The following is a 19,860-nucleotide window of genomic DNA, read 5'->3' on the forward strand; positions in this document are numbered from 1 at the left end:
TATGAACCTCAAGGGAAAACGCAGAACGCTGTTTCTGCTGCTGGCGGTCGTGGTGTTAGCCGGTGGATACTGGCTATGGCAGGTGCTGAATGCGCCGGTGCCGCAGTATCATACGCTGATTGTTCGCCCGGGCGAACTGCAGCAAAACGTCCTCGCGACGGGTAAGCTTGATGCCCTGCGCAAGGTTGACGTCGGCGCGCAGGTCAGCGGTCAGCTGAAAACGCTGTCGGTTGAGATTGGCGATAAGGTGAAAAAAGGCCAACTGCTCGGCGTGATCGATCCTGAACAGGCTGAGAACCAGATCCGCGAGGTGGAAGCCACCCTGATGGAGCTGCGCGCGCAGCGTGCGCAGGCGCAGGCAGAGCGTAACCTGGCCCAGGTGACGCTGACCCGTCAGCAGGCGCTGGCCAAAACCCAGGCGATCTCGAAGCAGGATTTAGACACGGCCACCACGGAACTGGCGGTGAAGCATGCGCAGATTGGCACGATTGACGCACAAATCAAACGCAACCAGGCCTCGCTGGATACGGCAAAAACCAACCTCGACTACACCCAGATCGTGGCGCCGATGGCCGGTGAGGTCACTCAGATCACCACGCTGCAGGGGCAGACGGTGATTGCCGCGCAGCAGGCGCCAAATATTCTGACGCTGGCGGACATGAGCACCATGCTGGTCAAAGCCCAGGTCTCCGAGGCGGATGTGATCCATCTGAAGCCGGGGCAGAACGCCTGGTTTACGGTGCTGGGCGACCCGCAGACGCGCTACGAAGGCGTGCTGAAGGACATTCTGCCGACGCCGGAAAAAGTGAACGACGCCATCTTTTACTATGCCCGTTTTGAAGTGCCGAATCCGAAGGGCGTGCTGCGTCTCGACATGACCGCGCAGGTGCATATCCAGCTGACCGGTCTGAAGAACGTGCTGACCATTCCGCTCTCTGCGCTGGGTGAATCCGCCGGGGAGAGTCGCTATAAAGTGAAAGTGCTGCGCAACGGCGAAACGCGCGAGCGTGAAGTGGTGATTGGCGCGCGCAATGACACCGATGTGGTGGTGGTGAAAGGGCTGGAAGAGGGCGAGGAGGTTGTTGTCAGTGAAAGCCTGCCCGGAGCCGCGAAATGACGGCATTGCTTGAGCTGAAGGACATTCGCCGCAGCTATCCGTCGGGCGATGGCCCGGTGGAGGTGCTGAAGGGCATCTCCCTGCGCGTGGAAGCGGGCGAGATGGTGGCGATTGTCGGGGCATCGGGTTCCGGTAAATCGACGCTGATGAACATTCTCGGCTGTCTGGATAAGCCGACCAGCGGGACCTATCGCGTGGCCGGGACGGACATCTCCACGCTGGACGGCGACGCGCTGGCGAAGCTGCGTCGGGAGCACTTCGGCTTTATCTTCCAGCGTTACCATCTGCTTTCTCACCTCAATGCCGCGCAGAACGTGGAAGTTCCGGCGGTCTATGCGGGCGTCGAGCGGAAAAAACGGCTCGAACGCGCGCAGATGCTGCTGACGCGTCTGGGGCTGGCGGAGCGGGTGGAGTACCAGCCTTCGCAGCTGTCCGGCGGCCAGCAGCAGCGCGTGAGTATTGCCCGCGCCCTGATGAACGGCGGGCAGGTGATCCTCGCGGATGAGCCAACCGGCGCACTCGACAGCCATTCCGGCGAAGAGGTGATGGCGATCCTGCACCAGCTACGCGATCAGGGGCATACGGTTATTATCGTGACCCACGATCCGCAGGTGGCGGCGCAGGCGGAGCGAATCATTGAGATCCATGACGGCGAGCTGGTCAGCAACCCGCCGCCGCGTGAGTCCAGGGCGGCGGCGCCGAAAGAAGTGCTTCCGGCATCAACCGGCTGGGGACAATTTTCCAGCGGCTTCCGTGAAGCGCTGACCATGGCCTGGCTGGCGATGGCGGCCAATAAAATGCGTACCCTGCTGACCATGCTCGGCATCATCATCGGTATTGCCTCGGTGGTGTCGATTGTGGTGGTGGGCGACGCGGCCAAGCAACTGGTGCTGGCCGATATCCGCGCAATCGGCACCAATACCATTGACGTCTATCCCGGCAAAGACTTCGGGGACGACGAGCCGCAGTATCAGCAGGCGCTGAAATACGACGATCTGGCGGCCATTCAGAAGCAGCCGTGGGTCAACTCCGCCACGCCTGCGGTGTCGCAGAACCTGCGCCTGCGGGTGGGCAATGTTGACGTGGCAGCCAGCGCGAACGGCGTCAGCGGGGATTATTTCAACGTCTACGGCATGACCTTCAGCGAAGGCGCCACCTTTAACGCCGAACAGCTGGCGGGCAGGGCGCAGGTGGTGGTGCTGGACGCGAACTCGCGCAGACAGCTCTTCCCCAATAAAGCCAACGTGGTGGGCGAAGTGATCCTGGTCGGCAACATGCCTGCCACGGTCATCGGCGTGGCGGAAGAGAAACAGTCGATGTTTGGCAGCAGCAAGATCCTGCGCGTCTGGCTGCCCTATACCACCATCTCCGGGCGGATTATGGGGCAGTCCTGGCTCAACTCCATCACCGTGCGCGTGAAGGAGGGCTACGACAGCGCGCTGGCCGAGCAGCAGCTGGAGCGGCTGTTAACCCTGCGCCACGGGAAGAAGGATTTCTTCACCTGGAATATGGACGGCCTCTTGAAAACGGCGGAAAAGACCACACGTACTCTTCAGCTGTTCCTCACGCTGGTGGCGGTAATTTCGCTGGTCGTCGGTGGTATCGGGGTGATGAACATCATGCTGGTGTCGGTAACCGAACGTACACGGGAGATTGGCATCCGCATGGCGGTCGGGGCCAGAGCCAGCGACGTGCTGCAGCAGTTTTTGATTGAAGCCGTGCTGGTGTGTCTGGTCGGCGGTGCGATGGGGATTGCGCTCTCGATGATGATCGCCTTCGCGCTCCAGCTCTTTTTACCCGGCTGGGAGATTGGCTTCTCGCCGGTGGCCATTATTACCGCATTCTTGTGTTCGACCTTTACCGGCATTTTGTTTGGCTGGTTGCCTGCCCGCAACGCGGCGCGGCTGGACCCGGTGGATGCGCTGGCTCGGGAATAACCCGAAAATAAAAATGCCAGCCGATCGGGCTGGCATTTTGACTGCGGGATGTACACAATAAAACAGAGAGCTATGCAACCGTCTCTGCTTCAATGGGGACGATAAGGCTTGCATGATTGCCTTTTGGTCCCTGGTGTACATCGAACCGGACGGACTGCCCGGCTTTGAGCGTTCTGTAACCATCCATCTGAATGGTGGAATAGTGAGCGAAGATATCCTCGCCGCCGCCTTCGGGGCAGATGAAGCCAAACCCTTTGGCGTTGTTGAACCACTTAACAGTACCCATTTCCATGCTTCGACATCCTTCGTAAATCTTATAAGTTAAGATGGAATGAACCGGTGGTGGAGTGGGGGCTGTTCAAAACCTCGCCATCTCACGCTTGTACAATTTAGAGAAACGAAAGAAGTCGTCAAGCGTTTGGCGCTGGAGATGGGACAATAATCAACCAAAGTTTGAAGCAGTTAACGCTATTGCAACAGTTTGTGACAGACATCGCGGATGACAGTAATAGATGATTGTTATCTAACATCTGAGGTAGATTCAAAGTGGTTATGCAAAATGGGTAAGACCAACGACTGGCTGGATTTTGACCAGCTGGCGGAAGACAAAGTGCGTGACGCGCTAAAACCGCCATCTATGTATAAAGTTATGTTAATGAACGATGATTACACGCCGATGGAATTTGTTATTGACGTGCTACAAAAGTTCTTTTCTTATGATGTAGAACGTGCAACGCAACTGATGCTTACCGTTCATTATCGTGGCAAAGCTATCTGCGGCATCTTCACTGCCGAAGTGGCGGAAACCAAAGTGGCGATGGTGAACGACTATGCGAGGGAGAACGAGCATCCGTTGCTGTGTACGCTGGAAAAGGCCTGATAAGGCATAAAATTGGGGGAGGTGCCTATGCTCAATCAAGAACTGGAACTCAGTTTAAACATGGCTTTCGCCAGAGCGCGTGAGCACCGACATGAGTTTATGACCGTCGAGCATTTACTGCTCGCACTGCTTAGCAACCCATCTGCCCGCGAAGCGCTGGAAGCCTGCTCCGTGGATCTGGTGGCGCTACGTCAGGAACTCGAAGCCTTCATCGAACAAACCACACCGGTGCTGCCAGCCAGTGAAGAGGAGCGCGACACGCAGCCGACGCTCAGCTTCCAGCGTGTGCTGCAGCGCGCGGTATTCCACGTCCAGTCTTCCGGACGTAGCGAAGTGACTGGCGCAAACGTCTTAGTCGCCATCTTCAGCGAGCAGGAGTCACAGGCTGCCTATCTGCTGCGCAAACACGAAGTCAGCCGCCTCGATGTGGTTAACTTTATCTCTCACGGAACGCGCAAAGACGAGCCTAACCAGGCGTCGGATTCCAGCAATCAGGTCAATAACAATGAAGAGCAAGCAGGCGGGGAGGATCGTATGGAAAACTTCACCACCAACCTTAATCAGCTTGCTCGCGTTGGCGGTATCGACCCGCTGATTGGTCGCGATAAAGAGCTGGAGCGCGCGATCCAGGTGCTGTGCCGTCGCCGCAAGAACAACCCGCTGCTGGTGGGGGAATCTGGCGTGGGTAAAACCGCAATTGCCGAAGGGCTTGCCTGGCGCATTGTGCAGGGCGACGTGCCGGAAGTGATTGCCGACTGCACCATCTACTCGCTGGATATCGGCTCGCTGCTGGCGGGCACGAAATACCGCGGTGATTTTGAAAAACGCTTCAAGGCACTGTTAAAACAGCTGGAGCAGGATACCAACAGCATCCTGTTTATCGATGAGATCCACACCATCATCGGCGCGGGTGCGGCCTCCGGCGGCCAGGTGGATGCGGCTAACCTGATCAAACCGCTGCTCTCCAGCGGCAAGATCCGCGTGATTGGCTCCACCACCTACCAGGAGTTCAGCAACATCTTTGAGAAAGACCGTGCGCTGGCGCGCCGCTTCCAGAAAATCGACGTGACCGAACCGTCCGTCGAGGAAACGGTGCAGATCATCAACGGCCTTAAGCCGAAGTACGAAGCGCACCACGACGTGCGTTACACCGCGAAAGCGGTACGTGCGGCGGTGGAGCTGGCGGTGAAATACATCAACGACCGTCATCTGCCGGATAAGGCGATTGACGTGATTGATGAGGCAGGGGCGCGTGCGCGCCTGATGCCGGCCAGCAAGCGTAAGAAAACCGTTAACGTGGCGGATATTGAGTCCGTGGTAGCCCGCATCGCGCGTATCCCTGAGAAAAGCGTCTCTCAGAGCGACCGCGACACGCTGCGCACCCTCGGCAATCGCCTGAAAATGCTGGTCTTTGGTCAGGATAAAGCCATTGAGGCCTTAACCGAAGCGATCAAGATGGCCCGTGCCGGGCTGGGGCATGAGCACAAGCCTGTCGGTTCCTTCCTGTTTGCCGGCCCGACCGGCGTGGGGAAAACCGAGGTAACGGTTCAGCTCTCCAAAGCGCTGGGCATTGAGCTGCTGCGCTTTGATATGTCCGAGTATATGGAGCGTCACACCGTCAGCCGTTTGATCGGTGCGCCTCCGGGCTACGTGGGCTTTGACCAGGGCGGCCTGCTCACCGACGCGGTGATCAAGCATCCGCACGCGGTACTGCTGCTCGATGAAATCGAGAAAGCGCACCCGGACGTGTTCAATATCCTGCTGCAGGTGATGGACAACGGGACGCTGACCGACAACAACGGGCGCAAAGCGGACTTCCGTAACGTGGTGCTGGTGATGACCACCAACGCCGGGGTACGTGAAACCGAGCGTAAATCTATCGGCCTGATCCACCAGGATAACAGCACCGATGCGATGGAGGAGATCAAGAAGATCTTCACGCCGGAGTTCCGTAACCGTCTGGACAACATTATCTGGTTCGATCACCTGTCTACCGAAGTGATCCACCAGGTCGTAGACAAGTTCATCGTCGAGCTGCAGGTTCAGCTGGATCAGAAAGGCGTGTCGCTGGAAGTGAGCCAGGAGGCCCGCAACTGGCTGGCTGAGAAAGGCTACGACCGTGCGATGGGCGCCCGTCCGATGGCGCGTGTGATTCAGGACAACCTGAAGAAACCGCTGGCGAACGAGCTGCTGTTTGGCTCGCTGGTGGACGGCGGCCAGGTGACCGTGGCGCTGGACCAGGCGAAGAACGAACTGACGTACGATTTCCAGAGTGCAGCTAAGCACAAGCCGGAAGCGGCTCACTGAGTGAGTTGAACGTTAATGTTAAAAACCGGGCGAATGCCCGGTTTTTTTATGCCTGCTTTTCTCCCTCTCCCTGTGGGAGAGGGTTGGGGTGAGGGCAACAGACCGCAGAGGAATTTTGCGAGGCGCTTTCCAGTTTCGTACGACGTTGATTGCTGGATAAATCCACAGTAATAAAATGGCGGCGCACCTGCAAAATCAGGTGCCGGGATTGGCGTCCTGAAAGTGTGCACAAACAATCTTACGTGCATAAAGGATCACATATGACTGATATTAATAATTTCGCCCAACTTTACAGCGAACTCTCCCTCAACCCCGATCTCCCCACCCTGGCCGAGCGCTGCAACCTGCTCACCGAAATCCTGCTGGATTGCAAATCACTCCCACAAACGCAGCCCGTATGTCGTTGCCTCGGGTCTTATCTGGAAGAGGTAAAATCCGGCCTCACAGAATCCATGCGTGATTTTCAGATAGTGGAATTTGAGGACGAATCGGAACAACCGCGACAAAAGGAGTGGCTGCTAGAAGATACAGAAACAAAGTGTGATTACTGCCGGGCATTGAATCATGTGTTGCTGGTATCGCATTTTGACCGCGATATGCTGCCGCACCTGACGGGATTACTCCATGACATGGCTCATTCTATGGCGGGGGATTTAATCGCTCCTGCACAACCGTGGATGACAATACTTCTTCCGACGCAGCAACACTAACGCCACAAATAAAAAAAGCCGGGATTAACCCGACCTTTTAAATATTCATCTGCCATTACAGGCGAAAACAATTAGCGACTACGGAAGACAATGCGGCCTTTGCTCAGGTCGTACGGGGTCAGTTCAACAGTCACTTTGTCGCCCGTCAAAATGCGGATGTAGTTTTTGCGCATTTTACCGGAGATGTGCGCAGTTACCACGTGACCGTTTTCCAGCTCTACGCGAAACATGGTATTAGGCAACGTATCAAGTACGGTACCCTGCATTTCAATATTGTCTTCTTTGGCCATCTAATCCTCTGGGGTATCACTACCAAGTTTTGAACCGGCAAGATAATGCCGAAATTCATCAATTAAGTAAAGAATTGCGCGATTAAAACGCAGCAAAACAGTTTCGGCGCATTGCCCAAGCGTCACGGTACAACCGAACAGGAAGCGCATTCGTAAAGGGGAGACAACAGGATAAACGTCAGGACGTTATCTGAAGCGAGGGTCCCAAACGGCGGCGGGGCAACAGGCAGAAGCTACTCTGCGGCATAATTATAACACCCTCACAAAAAATATGCGGAAAACATTTAGACATTGGGCATAAAGAGCGTTCTCGGTATCCAGAAGTCGCGGGGGAGCTTCTCCTGACGGCTGGCATCCAGATGCTCGATGTACTGACGGCGCGGGATCTCAACGGCGCCGAGGGAAGCCGTATGCTCATTGAGCACCTGACAATCGATCAGACGTCCACCGCGCTGGGCAAATGCCTGGCTGAAGACCAGCAGCGCCGTTTTCGATGCATTCACCGCGCGGGAGAACATCGACTCGCCGCAAAACAGCGTCCCCTGCGCCACGCCATACATGCCGCCGACGAGTGCTCCACCGTCCCATACCTCGATGGAGTGAGCGTAGCCAAGCTCATGAAGCTGGTGGTAGGCGGTAATGATATCGCGGGTAATCCATGTTCCCTCAAAGCGGTCTTCGGCACAGCCTTCAATGACCTGTCCAAAGGCGTGGTTCAGGGTGACGCGGTAGGGGGATTTCGCATGGAAACGCTTCATGCTGCGGCTCAGGTGAAACTGCTCTGGCCACAGCACGGCACGCGGATCGGGAGACCACCATAAAATGGGGTCGCCGGGAGAAAACCAGGGGAAGATTCCGCGCTGGTACGCCATCAATAACCGCGCAGGGCTGAGGTCACCGCCAAGGGCCAGCAGCCCATTGGGCTCACGCAGCGCCCCTTCCGGAGAAGGGAACGCGATGTTATGACGAGAAAGCTGGACCAGGCGCATGACAGCAAAACTCCAGTACGCGAGTGAGGACGCTACAAATATAGTCTACAGACGCTGTTTAAACTGGTAGTAGCGACCCTGTTTCGCCAACAGCTCTGCGTGACTACCTTGCTCAATAATGTGTCCGTTGTCCATCACAATTATCCGATCAAAACTCGCCAGTCCACGCAGGCGGTGCGTGACCATCAGGACGGTTTTACCGGTCATGACATTGGCCAGCAAATCAAGGATTTGGCTCTCGGTCGTGGCATCCAGCCCTTCGGTGGGCTCGTCAAGCAGCATTAGCGGCGCATCGTGCAGCAGCGCGCGCGCAATCGCCAGACGGCGCAGTTCACCGCCGGAGAGTTGACGACCGCCTTCGCCCAGCCAGCTGTTCAATCCCTCGTCCTCAAGCAGCTTATGCATACCGACCTGTTCCAGCATGGCGCGAAGCGCATCATCCGTGGCCTCTGGGGCTGCCAGCAGCAGGTTATCGCGCAGGGTGGCGCTAAACAGATGCACGCGCTGCGGAACGACGCTGACCGTTTTGCGCAGGGCCTGCTCGCTGAAATCAGTCAGCGACGTGTCATTAAAACGAATCTGGCCGCGCTGCGGATCCCAGGCACGGGTCAGCAGCTGCAGCAGCGTCGACTTACCGCAGCCGGTACGGCCGAGGATCGCAATCCGCTGACCGGCATTAACAGAAAGGGTAATACCGTCAAGCGCGTTCTGCGCCTGTTTGTCGTAGCTGAAAGTGACATCTTCCAGCGTCAGTGCAACCTGCTCTGGTACCACGGTCTGCCCGGCACTGAACGTGACTTCAGGTTTCTGCTCGGCAATCTGGGTGATGCGCAGGGCAGAAGCGATGACCTGCCCCAGATGCTGGAAGGCGCCCGTCACCGGGGCCAGCGCTTCAAACGCGGCCAGCGCACAGAAGACGAAAAGGGCAATAAGCGGACCCGGCTGTGTATTTCCCCCGATATCGCCGGATGCCAACCACAGCATGGCTATCACCGCCACGCCGCCGATCAGCATCATCAGCGCCTGAGAGAAGGCCGTCAGTTCCGACTGGCGGCGCTGGGCTTCATGCCAGTTCAGCTCCGTACTTTCCATGCGGGCGCGGTAGCGCTTGCTGGCACCAAAAATGGTCAGCTCCGCCTGCCCCTGAAGCCAGGCAGTCAGCTGCTGGCGGTAGTCCCCGCGCAGGCGCGTCAGGTTCTCCCCGGTGGATTTCCCGGCGCGGTAAAACAGCGGCGGCAGAATGATAAGCGTCAGCAGCATGATCCCACCCAGCGTCAGCGCAACGGGGACATCCAGAACAGACAGCCCCAGCGTGACCACCACAATCACCACAAACGCGCCCACGATCGGGGAAATCACCCGCAGGTAAAGGTGATCCAGCGTGTCGACATCCGCCACCACGCGGTTAAGCAATTCTCCCTGACGAAAACGCGCCAACCCGGCAGGGGAGAGGGGCAGCAGTTTGCTAAAGGTATAGATACGCAGGTGCTGCAGCACGCGGAAAGTGGCGTCGTGGCTGACCAGCCGTTCGAAATAGCGTCCGGCAGTACGGGTGATGGCGGTACCGCGAACCCCGGCAGCCGGAAGCATGTAGTTGAAGCTGTATAAACCGGCGAACCCCGCGACGGCCGAGGCCGACAGGAACCAGCCGGAAAGCGTGAGCAGGCCGATGCTGGCGAGCAGCGTGACAATAGCCAGCACAATACCCAGCGTCAGCATCCATTTGTGGCGTTTATAGAGCGCCAGGTAAGGTAGCAGAGCGCGCATCAGATATCCTCCTGACGGTTCGCCAGCAGGGTAGCAAATGGCCCCTGGGCGGCAACGAGAGAGGCGTAATCGCCTTGATCAACAATACGGCCGTTTTCCATGACCCAGATCTGGTCCCAGTCGGCAATCCCTTCCAGCTGGTGGGTGACCATCAGGGTGGTTTGCTGCCGGGAGGCGGCGTTAAGCGCTTCCATGACGCGCTGCTCGCTGTGTGCGTCAAGGCTGGCTGCAGGCTCGTCCAGCAGCATCAGCTGGCATGGGTTGAGCAGCGCGCGGGCAACGGCCACACGCTGCGCCTGCCCGACCGACAGCCCGGCGGACTGGTCGCCGACAACGGTATCCACCCCTTGCGGCAGCAGCGGCAGAAACTCACTGACCCAGGCGCGGTCGAGAACCGACTGCAGTTCATCTTCACGCGCGTCCGGTCGCGCCAGAAGCACATTTTCGCGCAGCGTAGCGGCGGGAAGCTGTGGGTTTTGGCCTACCCAGCTGAGCTGTTTACGCCAGGCGTCAGGGTCGAGGTTGCGCAGTTCGGTTTTGTTGATCCGCAGTGAACCGGTGTAGGCCATAAAACCCGACAACGCGTTCAGCAGAGAACTTTTCCCGGAACCGCTGATGCCGACAAGGACCACGCGTTGTCCGGCAGGTAAGGTAAAGTTCAGCGGACCGGCGAGCACTTTGCCTTCGGGCGACAGAATGGAAAAGTCCTGCGCTTCAATGGTTACCGGATCTTTCGCATTCAGCGTCACGTCACCGCGCTCCGGGTGGGCCAGCGGCGTTTCCAGGAACGTTTTAAGGCTATCGGCGGCGCCAACCGCCTGAGCTTTGGCGTGATAGAAAGTTCCCAGATCGCGAAGCGGCTGGAAAAACTCCGGCGCCAGGATCAGCGCCAGGAAACCGGCGGAAAGGGTCACCGCCGTGCCGTAGTGGCCGAAATCCAGCGCACCGAGGTAGGAGAAGCCGAAGTAGACCGCCACAAGGGCAATCGACAGCGAGGTGAAGAATTCCAAAACGCCTGAAGACAGGAAGGCGAGGCGTAGTACTTCCATGGTGCGCTGACGGAAGTCCTGTGACGCCAGGCGAATATTTTCGGTTTCCGCTTCACCGCGGCCAAAAATGCGCAATGTCTCCATACCACGCAGACGATCGAGGAAATGACCGCTTAAGCGACCCAGTGCGAGGAAGTTACGGCGGTTGGCATCCGCAGCTCCCATGCCGACCAGCGCCATAAACAGCGGGATCAGCGGGGCGGTACCCATCAGAATCAGCGCCGCCATCCAGTTCACCGGGAAGATGGCGATCACGATCAGCAGCGGAACGAAGACGGCAAGGGCCATCTGCGGCAGATAGCGCGCGTAGTAGTCATGCATATCGTCAATCTGCTCAAGGATCAGCGTCGCCCAGCTACCGGCCGGTTTACCCTGGATCCACGCGGGCCCGGCTTCCTGAAGCCTGTCGAGCACCTGACGGCGGATCTCGTAGCGGATGTGCTGTCCGGCGTGAAAACCGACACGCTCACGCAGCCACACCACCCAGGCGCGCAGGATAAAAATCAGGATCAGGACAATAAAGGGCAGCAGGAGCGCTTCGCGTGGAATGTTCTCCATGATCATGTGATTAAGAATGCGGGCCAGCAGCCATGCCTGGGCAACAATCAACAGACCGCTGACGAAACCCAAAAGACGGGAAATCGTAAGCCAGCGGCGGGAAAGAACGCTTTGCTGTTTCAGCCAGCGTGTTAACTCTTGTTGACGGGTTTTTTCCATTGCGTACTTTGCAGGTGACGTTATTAGAAGTTGGGCAGCGCAATGTTACAACGGGGAGACAATAAAGGCGACTTATCGCCGCCTTTATTTACGTTTGTTACTGACTTGTAAAGATTATTTACCTTGTTCAGCCAGTCCATCGAGGTAGCGTTCAGCGTCCAGCGCGGCCATACAGCCGGTGCCCGCAGAGGTGATCGCCTGACGATAAATATGGTCCATCACGTCGCCAGCCGCGAATACGCCCGGGATGCTGGTTTGAGTCGCATTACCGTGAATGCCGGACTGCACTTTGATGTAGCCGTTTTCCAGCTCAAGCTGACCGTCGAAGATTGCGGTGTTCGGACTGTGACCGATGGCCACAAACAGACCCGCCACTTCCAGCGTTTCGACATTATCGGTGTTCTGGGTATCACGAATACGCAGACCGGCAACGCCCATCTGGTCGCCCGTCACCTCTTCCAGCGTACGGTTGGTGTGCAGCACGATGTTGCCGCTTGCTACTTTGTCCATCAGACGTTTGATCAGGATCTTCTCCGCGCGGAAGGTTTCGCGGCGGTGGATCAGGTGTACTTCAGAGGCAATGTTCGCCAGGTACAGCGCTTCTTCCACGGCAGTGTTGCCGCCGCCGATGACCGCGACCTTCTGATTGCGATAGAAGAAACCGTCGCAGGTGGCGCAGGCAGAAACCCCGCGGCCTTTAAACGCTTCTTCGGATGGCAGGCCGAGGTAACGGGCAGAGGCACCGGTTGCAATGATCAGCGCGTCACAGGTGTATTCACCGCTGTCACCCGTCAGGCGGAACGGACGGTTCTGCAGGTCGACCTTATTGATGTGATCGAACAGAATTTCGGTTTCGAATTTAGCGGCATGCTCGTGCATACGCTCCATCAGCAGCGGCCCGGTCAGGTCGTTCGGGTCGCCTGGCCAGTTTTCCACTTCGGTGGTGGTGGTCAGCTGACCGCCTTTTTCCATGCCGGTGATTAATACCGGGTGCAGGTTAGCGCGTGCAGCATAGACCGCCGCGGTATATCCCGCAGGTCCAGAACCAAGGATTAGCAGCTTACTGTGTTTGGCCGTGCCCATGAGATCCCCATTGTTGTTGGCAGACATTTGGCTGGATTGTAGGGAATTTGTTGCCGTAAAAAAAGAGCGCAGCAATTTTGATATCAATCTGTGTAATAGCCATGGACGATGAATCGCGCGCGATAACATCACGCTTTCTCCAGAAAAGCGGTCGTTTGTAAGGCAATAAAATGAGGATTAATACCCTGCCGCAATGAATATCCGGCATGTTGTACTAAAAAACGATGTTTTGCTTTGACAATCCCCTGCGCTTTTGCGAAAACATTCAAGGAAGAAAAAAAACCGCGTTAACCGTATGCCGCATAGGCATGCACGTAAATGCCATTTTTACCGGGTCAGTGAAATCTACGCATGGCGTGGACAGACGCCATACGTGATGTCGGTGACTGCCTTCGGGCAACGGTCTTCTTACCAACAGAACCCGAATCCGCATCGCGTCTATTACATAATCAGGCGATGTGATGACTAACGGGTACAGGCTCTGAACAGTGATGTGCACAGGGTCCAGGCAGGAGTAGGGAAGGAATACAGAGAGACAATAATAATGGTAGATAGCAAGAAGCGCCCTGGCAAAGATCTCGACCGTATCGATCGTAACATTCTTAATGAATTGCAAAAGGATGGGCGTATTTCCAACGTCGAGCTTTCAAAACGTGTGGGACTTTCCCCGACGCCGTGCCTTGAGCGTGTGCGCCGACTGGAAAGACAGGGTTTTATTCAGGGCTATACGGCTCTGCTGAACCCGCATTATCTGGATGCCTCACTTCTGGTATTTGTTGAGATTACTCTGAATCGTGGTGCGCCGGATGTGTTTGAGCAATTTAACGCCGCTGTACAAAAACTTGAAGAAATTCAAGAGTGTCATCTGGTGTCTGGTGATTTCGACTACCTGTTGAAAACCCGTGTGCCTGATATGTCCGCCTACCGTAAGCTGCTGGGGGAAACCCTGTTGCGTCTGCCGGGCGTGAACGACACCCGTACGTACGTGGTGATGGAAGAGGTCAAACAGAGCAATCGTCTGGTTATTAAGACGCGCTAACACGGAACAGGTGCAAAATCAGCGTAGTTTGATTACACTCCTGTTAATCCATACAGCAACAGTGCCGGGGAGTCCCGGCGCTGTTGTCCGTTTTAGCAAACAGGCAGGATATGCCTGATACCTGGAGAGCCTTTCTTGAGCCAGGAATACACTGAAGACAAAGAAGTCACACTATCGAAGCTAAGCAGCGGACGTCGTCTCCTCGAGGCTTTGCTGATTGTTATTGCCCTTTTTGCCGTCTGGCTGATGGCAGCCTTACTCAGTTTCAACCCCTCGGATCCCAGCTGGTCACAAACTGCATGGCATGAGCCTATCCATAATTTAGGCGGTGTCCCCGGTGCCTGGCTTGCGGACACGCTGTTCTTCATTTTCGGTGTGATGGCCTATACCCTTCCCGTCATTATTATTGGCGGATGCTGGTTTGCGTGGCGTCATCGTCAGAACGATGATTACATCGACTATTTCGCCGTCTCGCTGCGCCTGATTGGCGCGCTGGCGCTGATCCTCACCTCCTGCGGGCTGGCGGCGATTAACGCCGATGATATCTGGTACTTCGCCTCTGGCGGGGTGATCGGCAGCTTATTAAGTTCTGCGCTCCAGCCGATGCTGCACAGCAGCGGCGGCACGCTGGCGCTGCTGTGCATCTGGGCCGCCGGGCTGACGCTGTTTACCGGCTGGTCCTGGGTGAGCATTGCCGAGAAAATTGGCAGCTTTATCCTCACCATTCTGACTTTTGCCAGCAATCGTACCCGCCGTGACGATACGTGGGTGGATGAAGACGAATACGAAGATGAAGAGGAAGATGACGCGCCTGCGCAGCGTCGCGAGTCTCGTCGTGCCCGAATTCTGCGCGGCGCGCTGGCGCGTCGCCAGCGTGTGGCCGAGAAATTTGCCAACCCACTGGGCCGTAAAACCGATGCGGCGCTTTTCTCCGGTAAACGCATGGATGAAGACGAGCAGGTGGCGTATCGCGCTGCGGGTGTCGCCGTCGATCCTGACGATGTGCTCTTCTCCGGCAGCCGGGCCACGCCCGGGGACTTTGACGAATACGACCCGCTGTTAAACGGCCACTCGGTCACCGAACCGGTAGCAGCCGCGGCCGCCGCGACGACTGCAGCCCAGGCGTATGCCGCGCCTGTCGACGCCGTGATGCCATCCGCGCCGGTCCCGCCACCGGAATCCGTTATTCAGCAGCCTCAGGTTGAGTGGCAGACTGCGCCGGGTGTTCACACGCCAGAGCCCGTCATTGCGCCTGAACCTGTAAGCTACATCCCCGTGCAGCAGGAACAGTGGCAGCAGCCTTATCAGCCGCCGCAGCCTGAGTATGACCCGCAGCAATATCAGCAGCCAGTGCCTCAACCGTATCAGGAGTATGTGCCTGAACCGGTCGAGCCTGTAAAGTCTTATGTCGCACCGCAGCCTGAGCCTGAAATCGTGGAAGAGGTGAAGCCTGCCCGTCCACCGCTGTACTATTTTGAAGAAGTCGAAGAGCGCCGCGCGCGTGAGCGCGAACAGCTGGCCGCCTGGTATCAGCCTGTGCCTGAACCGGTGCAGGAGCCGGTTACGAAAACGCCTTCTGTATCTGTTCCACCTGTCGACCCGACGCCTGCTGTTGCACCCGTAGCGGAAAGCGTGAAGCAGGCTACCGCAGCGGCGGCCGTGGCTGCACCTGTCTTTAGCCTGGCAACCGGGGGGGCACCTCGTCCTCAGGTGAAAGAGGGGATTGGTCCGCAGCTGCCTCGTCCTAACCGCGTCCGCGTGCCAACCCGCCGTGAGCTTGCTTCTTATGGCATCAAGCTGCCTTCCCAGCGTATGGCTGAAGAAAAAGCGCGCGAGTCTGAGTACGACGATGATGCTGATGAAATGCAGCAGGACGAGCTGGCCCGCCAGTTCGCTGCGCAGCAGAATCAGCGCTACGGTGAAGAGTATCAGCACGATGAACCGGCGCTGGAAGACGACGATGACGCCGCGGAAGCGGAACTGGCGCGTCAGTTTGCCGCCACCCAGCAGCAGCGCTATTCCGGTGAACAACCGGCTGGTGCAAATCCGTTCTCGCTGTCGGACTTTGAATTCTCGCCGATGAAAGATCTGGTGGATGATGGCCCAAGCGAGCCTTTATTTACCCCGAGCGTGATGCCGGAAGCTGAGCCTGTGCGCCAGCCACCGGCACCACAGGCCTATGCTCAGCCGCAACAGCCCGTTCAGCAGCCGTATACACAGCCGCAGCAGCCACCACAGCCGCCGCAGTTCCAGCAGCCTGCGCCTCAGCCTCAGGAGAGCCTGATTCACCCGCTGCTGATGCGTAACGGTGACAGCCGTCCGCTGCAGCGTCCAAGCACGCCGCTGCCCTCTCTGGATCTGTTAACGCCGCCGCCGTCAGAAGTTGAACCGGTTGATACCTTCGCGCTGGAGCAGATGGCGCGTCTGGTGGAGGCCCGTCTGGCTGACTTCCGTATCAAGGCGGACGTGGTGAACTACTCACCGGGTCCTGTGATCACCCGTTTTGAACTGAACCTGGCGCCGGGCGTAAAAGCCGCGCGTATTTCCAACCTCTCCCGCGACCTGGCGCGTTCGCTGTCGACCGTGGCGGTGCGCGTGGTGGAAGTGATACCGGGTAAACCTTACGTTGGTCTTGAGCTGCCGAACAAAAAACGTCAGACCGTCTACCTGCGTGAAGTGCTGGATAACACCAAGTTCCGCGATAACCCCTCCCCGCTGACCGTGGTGCTGGGTAAAGATATCGCTGGCGATCCGGTGGTGGCAGACCTCGCAAAAATGCCTCACCTGCTGGTCGCGGGTACTACTGGTTCCGGTAAGTCCGTCGGTGTGAACGCCATGATCCTCAGCATGCTCTATAAAGCGCAGCCGGAAGATGTGCGTTTCATCATGATTGACCCGAAAATGCTCGAACTGTCGGTCTATGAAGGTATTCCTCATCTGCTGACCGAAGTGGTCACCGACATGAAAGACGCCGCCAACGCTCTGCGCTGGAGCGTGAATGAGATGGAGCGTCGCTACAAGCTGATGTCTGCGTTGGGCGTACGTAACCTGGCCGGTTATAACGAGAAAATCGCCGAAGCGGCGCGCATGGGACGTCCGATTCCGGATCCATACTGGAAGCCGGGTGACAGCATGGATGCCCAGCATCCGGTGCTGGAAAAACTGCCTTATATCGTGGTGCTGGTCGATGAATTCGCTGACCTGATGATGACCGTCGGTAAGAAAGTGGAAGAGCTGATTGCCCGCCTGGCGCAGAAAGCGCGTGCGGCCGGTATTCACCTTGTGCTGGCGACCCAGCGTCCTTCCGTGGACGTCATCACCGGTCTGATTAAAGCGAACATTCCGACGCGTATCGCCTTTACCGTATCCAGTAAAATTGACTCGCGTACTATTCTTGACCAGGGCGGTGCAGAATCGCTGCTGGGTATGGGTGACATGCTCTATTCCGGTCCGAACTCTACCTCTCCGGTACGTGTTCACGGCGCGTTCGTGCGCGACCAGGAAGTGCACGCGGTCGTGCAGGACTGGAAAGCGCGCGGTCGTCCGCAATACGTCGATGGCATCACCAGCGACACGGAAAGCGAAGGCGGCGGCGGTGGCTTTGACGGCGGTGAAGAGCTGGATCCGTTATTCGATCAGGCGGTTAACTTCGTTACCGAAAAACGCAAAGCATCTATCTCCGGCGTACAGCGTCAGTTCCGCATCGGCTATAACCGCGCTGCGCGCATCATCGAGCAGATGGAAGCGCAGGGCATTGTGAGCGAGCAGGGGCATAACGGTAACCGCGAGGTGCTTGCACCGCCACCGTTTGATTAACCTTCCGCAATTGCAAAGAAGGGTAAATCAGCCAAAATTAAGCATTTTCTTCTGTCGCCTGCCTTCGGGCAGGTCCAGAATAGAAGACGGAAACCCCCTATCGGGAAGACGTATTTTAAGGAATAACAATGAAAAAAATCGCCATCGCCTGTGCATTACTCACCAGTTTTGTCGCCAGCAGCGTCTGGGCTGATGCAGCCAGCGACCTTAAAAGCCGACTGGATAAAGTAAGCAGCTTCCACGCCAGCTTCACGCAAAAAGTGACGGACGGCAGCGGCAACGCGGTGCAGGAAGGTCAGGGAGATTTGTGGGTTAAACGCCCCAATCTGTTTAACTGGCACATGACCCAGCCGGATGAGAGCATCCTGGTCTCTGACGGTAAAACCCTATGGTTCTTCAACCCGTTCGTTGAGCAGGCCACGGCGACCTGGCTGAAGGATGCGACCAGCAATACGCCGTTTATGCTGATTGCCCGTAACCAGGCCAGCGACTGGCAGCAGTACAATATTAAACAGACAGGTGACGAATTTGTCCTGACGCCGAAAGGCAGCAACGGCAACCTGAAGCAGTTCACCATCAATGTCAGCACTAACGGTACCATTAATCAGTTCGGCGCGGTTGAGCAGGACGATCAGCGCAGCAGCTATCAGCTCAAGTCTCAGCAGAACGGCGCCGTTGATGCATCGAAATTCACCTTTACCCCGCCGAAGGGCGTAACGGTGGACGACCAACGCAATAAGTAAGAGGCGTGAGTGGGCAATCTGTCGCTCGATTTTTCAGATAACGCGTTTCAACCTCTGGCCGCACGTATGCGGCCAGAAAATTTAGCGCAGTATATCGGCCAGCAGCACCTGCTGGCTGCCGGTAAGCCCTTGCCGCGCGCCATTGAGGCGGGGCATTTGCACTCCATGATCCTCTGGGGGCCACCCGGCACCGGTAAAACGACCCTCGCTGAAGTGATTGCCCGCTATGCCAACGCAGACGTCGAACGTATCTCGGCGGTGACGTCCGGCGTGAAAGAGATCCGCGAAGCGATCGAGCGTGCGCGGCAGAACCGCAATGCCGGGCGGCGCACCATTCTCTTTGTAGACGAAGTCCACCGCTTCAACAAGAGCCAGCAGGATGCCTTCCTGCCGCATATTGAAGACGGCACGATCTTCTTCATCGGCGCGACCACCGAAAACCCGTCGTTTGAGCTGAACTCGGCGCTGCTTTCCCGCGCGCGCGTTTACCTGCTCAAATCGCTGACGACCGAGGATATCGAAAAGGTTCTTACTCAGGCGATGGACGACAAATCGCGCGGCTACGGGGGACAGGATATCGTTCTGCCTGACGAGACGCGTCGTGCGATTGCGGAACTGGTTAACGGCGATGCGCGTCGGGCGCTGAACACGCTGGAGATGATGGCCGATATGGCCGAAGTCGACGATGCCGGCAAGCGGGTGCTGAAGCCGGAACTGCTCACCGAAATTGCCGGGGAACGCAGCGCGCGGTTCGATAATAAAGGTGACCGTTTTTACGATCTCATTTCGGCCCTGCATAAGTCCGTGCGCGGCAGCGCGCCGGATGCGGCACTGTACTGGTATGCGCGTATTATTACTGCGGGTGGCGATCCGTTATACGTCGCGCGCCGCTGTCTGGCGATTGCCTCAGAAGATGTCGGCAATGCCGATCCTCGCGCCATGCAGGTCGCTCTGTCGGCCTGGGACTGTTTCACCCGGGTTGGACCTGCGGAAGGCGAGCGTGCCATTGCGCAGGCGATTGTCTATCTGGCCTGTGCGCCAAAAAGCAATGCCGTCTATACCGCGTTTAAGGCCGCGATGTCTGACGCACGCGAACGCCCGGACTACGATGTACCGGTTCATCTGCGTAATGCGCCGACCAAACTGATGAAAGAGATGGGGTATGGGCAGGAGTACCGCTACGCTCATGATGAACCCAATGCCTACGCCGCCGGGGAGGAATATTTCCCGCAGGAGATGGCACAAACGCGCTATTATCACCCCACAAACAGAGGTCTTGAAGGCAAGATTGGTGAAAAGCTCACCTGGCTCGCCGGACAGGATCAAAATAGCCCTATAAAACGCTACCGTTAGTTCAGTCGTTGCGGTAATGTTGGCAATTGTATCCTTGTGACCGCAGGCTGTGGTCACATTTCC

The 19,860-nt window shown here is 57.2% G+C and carries 15 protein-coding genes; 9 read left to right on the top strand and 6 right to left on the bottom strand.

Annotated elements, in window-relative coordinates; genetic code table 11:
* Position 1 precedes the first annotated feature (1 nt).
* Positions 2 to 1,117, top strand: coding sequence for a macrolide transporter subunit MacA (gene macA / locus ACMGGQ_RS05375; protein WP_420289684.1), 1,116 nt, complete (start codon positions 2 to 4; stop codon positions 1,115 to 1,117).
* Entirely contained in the window at positions 1,114 to 3,054 is a 1,941-nt protein-coding gene (macB, locus tag ACMGGQ_RS05380) for a macrolide ABC transporter ATP-binding protein/permease MacB (protein ID WP_045908399.1), read from the top strand. The genes macA and macB overlap by 4 nt, the downstream gene beginning before the upstream one ends.
* Before the next feature lie 70 nt (positions 3,055 to 3,124).
* On the opposite strand, the gene cspD is transcribed toward macB, so the two are convergent.
* Positions 3,125 to 3,346, bottom strand: a complete 222-nt coding sequence (cspD, locus tag ACMGGQ_RS05385) for a cold shock-like protein CspD (RefSeq protein WP_008499993.1) — start codon at positions 3,344 to 3,346, stop codon at positions 3,125 to 3,127.
* A gap of 267 nt (positions 3,347 to 3,613) precedes the next feature.
* Between cspD and clpS the strand changes: the two genes are divergently transcribed.
* The 3 genes from clpS (at position 3,614) to ACMGGQ_RS05400 (ending at position 6,951) form a co-directional block, all read left to right on the top strand.
* Complete coding sequence (gene clpS / locus ACMGGQ_RS05390) at positions 3,614 to 3,934, top strand: ATP-dependent Clp protease adapter ClpS (RefSeq protein ID WP_006174393.1); 321 nt, start codon at positions 3,614 to 3,616, stop codon at positions 3,932 to 3,934.
* Positions 3,935 to 3,961: 27 nt separating this feature from the next.
* Positions 3,962 to 6,241, top strand: coding sequence for an ATP-dependent Clp protease ATP-binding subunit ClpA (gene clpA / locus ACMGGQ_RS05395; protein ID WP_014831269.1), 2,280 nt, complete (start codon positions 3,962 to 3,964; stop codon positions 6,239 to 6,241).
* 260 nt (positions 6,242 to 6,501) lie between these two features.
* Positions 6,502 to 6,951, top strand: a complete 450-nt coding sequence (locus ACMGGQ_RS05400; RefSeq protein ID WP_420289685.1) for a hypothetical protein — start codon at positions 6,502 to 6,504, stop codon at positions 6,949 to 6,951.
* A gap of 71 nt (positions 6,952 to 7,022) precedes the next feature.
* Here the strand turns inward: ACMGGQ_RS05400 and infA are convergent, their stop codons facing one another.
* The 5 genes from infA to trxB form a co-directional block, all read right to left on the bottom strand.
* Positions 7,023 to 7,241 (bottom strand): translation initiation factor IF-1, encoded by a 219-nt coding sequence (infA, locus tag ACMGGQ_RS05405; protein ID WP_002211347.1) that lies wholly within the window; start codon positions 7,239 to 7,241, stop codon positions 7,023 to 7,025.
* 284 nt (positions 7,242 to 7,525) lie between these two features.
* Complete coding sequence (gene aat, locus ACMGGQ_RS05410; RefSeq protein WP_126534815.1) at positions 7,526 to 8,230, bottom strand: leucyl/phenylalanyl-tRNA--protein transferase; 705 nt, start codon at positions 8,228 to 8,230, stop codon at positions 7,526 to 7,528.
* Between the two features lie 45 nt (positions 8,231 to 8,275).
* A complete protein-coding gene (gene cydC, locus ACMGGQ_RS05415; RefSeq protein ID WP_420289686.1) occupies positions 8,276 to 9,997 on the bottom strand; it encodes a heme ABC transporter ATP-binding protein/permease CydC in 1,722 nt (573 codons plus the stop codon).
* On the bottom strand, positions 9,997 to 11,763 hold the full coding sequence (gene cydD, locus ACMGGQ_RS05420; protein ID WP_420289687.1) for a heme ABC transporter permease/ATP-binding protein CydD: 1,767 nt from the start codon (positions 11,761 to 11,763) through the stop codon (positions 9,997 to 9,999). Before cydD ends, cydC begins: the two co-directional genes overlap by 1 nt.
* A gap of 114 nt (positions 11,764 to 11,877) precedes the next feature.
* Positions 11,878 to 12,846 carry a thioredoxin-disulfide reductase gene (trxB, locus tag ACMGGQ_RS05425; RefSeq protein WP_032638969.1) on the bottom strand — a complete coding sequence of 323 codons (969 nt, stop codon included), beginning with the start codon at positions 12,844 to 12,846 and terminating at the stop codon, positions 11,878 to 11,880.
* 544 nt (positions 12,847 to 13,390) lie between these two features.
* Here trxB and lrp point away from each other — a divergent pair.
* The 4 genes from lrp (at position 13,391) to rarA (ending at position 19,797) form a co-directional block, all read left to right on the top strand.
* Complete coding sequence (gene lrp / locus ACMGGQ_RS05430) at positions 13,391 to 13,885, top strand: leucine-responsive transcriptional regulator Lrp (RefSeq protein ID WP_000228469.1); 495 nt, start codon at positions 13,391 to 13,393, stop codon at positions 13,883 to 13,885.
* A 135-nt stretch (positions 13,886 to 14,020) separates the two neighbouring features.
* A complete protein-coding gene (locus tag ACMGGQ_RS05435) occupies positions 14,021 to 17,701 on the top strand; it encodes a DNA translocase FtsK 4TM domain-containing protein (RefSeq protein ID WP_420289688.1) in 3,681 nt (1,226 codons plus the stop codon).
* 128 nt (positions 17,702 to 17,829) lie between these two features.
* The gene (gene lolA, locus ACMGGQ_RS05440; RefSeq protein WP_024907806.1) at positions 17,830 to 18,444 is read left to right on the top strand and encodes an outer membrane lipoprotein chaperone LolA; all 615 of its coding nucleotides are present in this window, start codon (positions 17,830 to 17,832) and stop codon (positions 18,442 to 18,444) included.
* Positions 18,445 to 18,453: 9 nt separating this feature from the next.
* Entirely contained in the window at positions 18,454 to 19,797 is a 1,344-nt protein-coding gene (gene rarA / locus ACMGGQ_RS05445) for a replication-associated recombination protein RarA (RefSeq protein WP_008499984.1), read from the top strand.
* Positions 19,798 to 19,860 lie beyond the last annotated feature (63 nt).

The organism is Enterobacter sp. BNK-13 (assembly GCF_048685015.1).
In the GTDB taxonomy this organism is placed as follows: domain Bacteria; phylum Pseudomonadota; class Gammaproteobacteria; order Enterobacterales; family Enterobacteriaceae; genus Enterobacter; species Enterobacter quasiroggenkampii.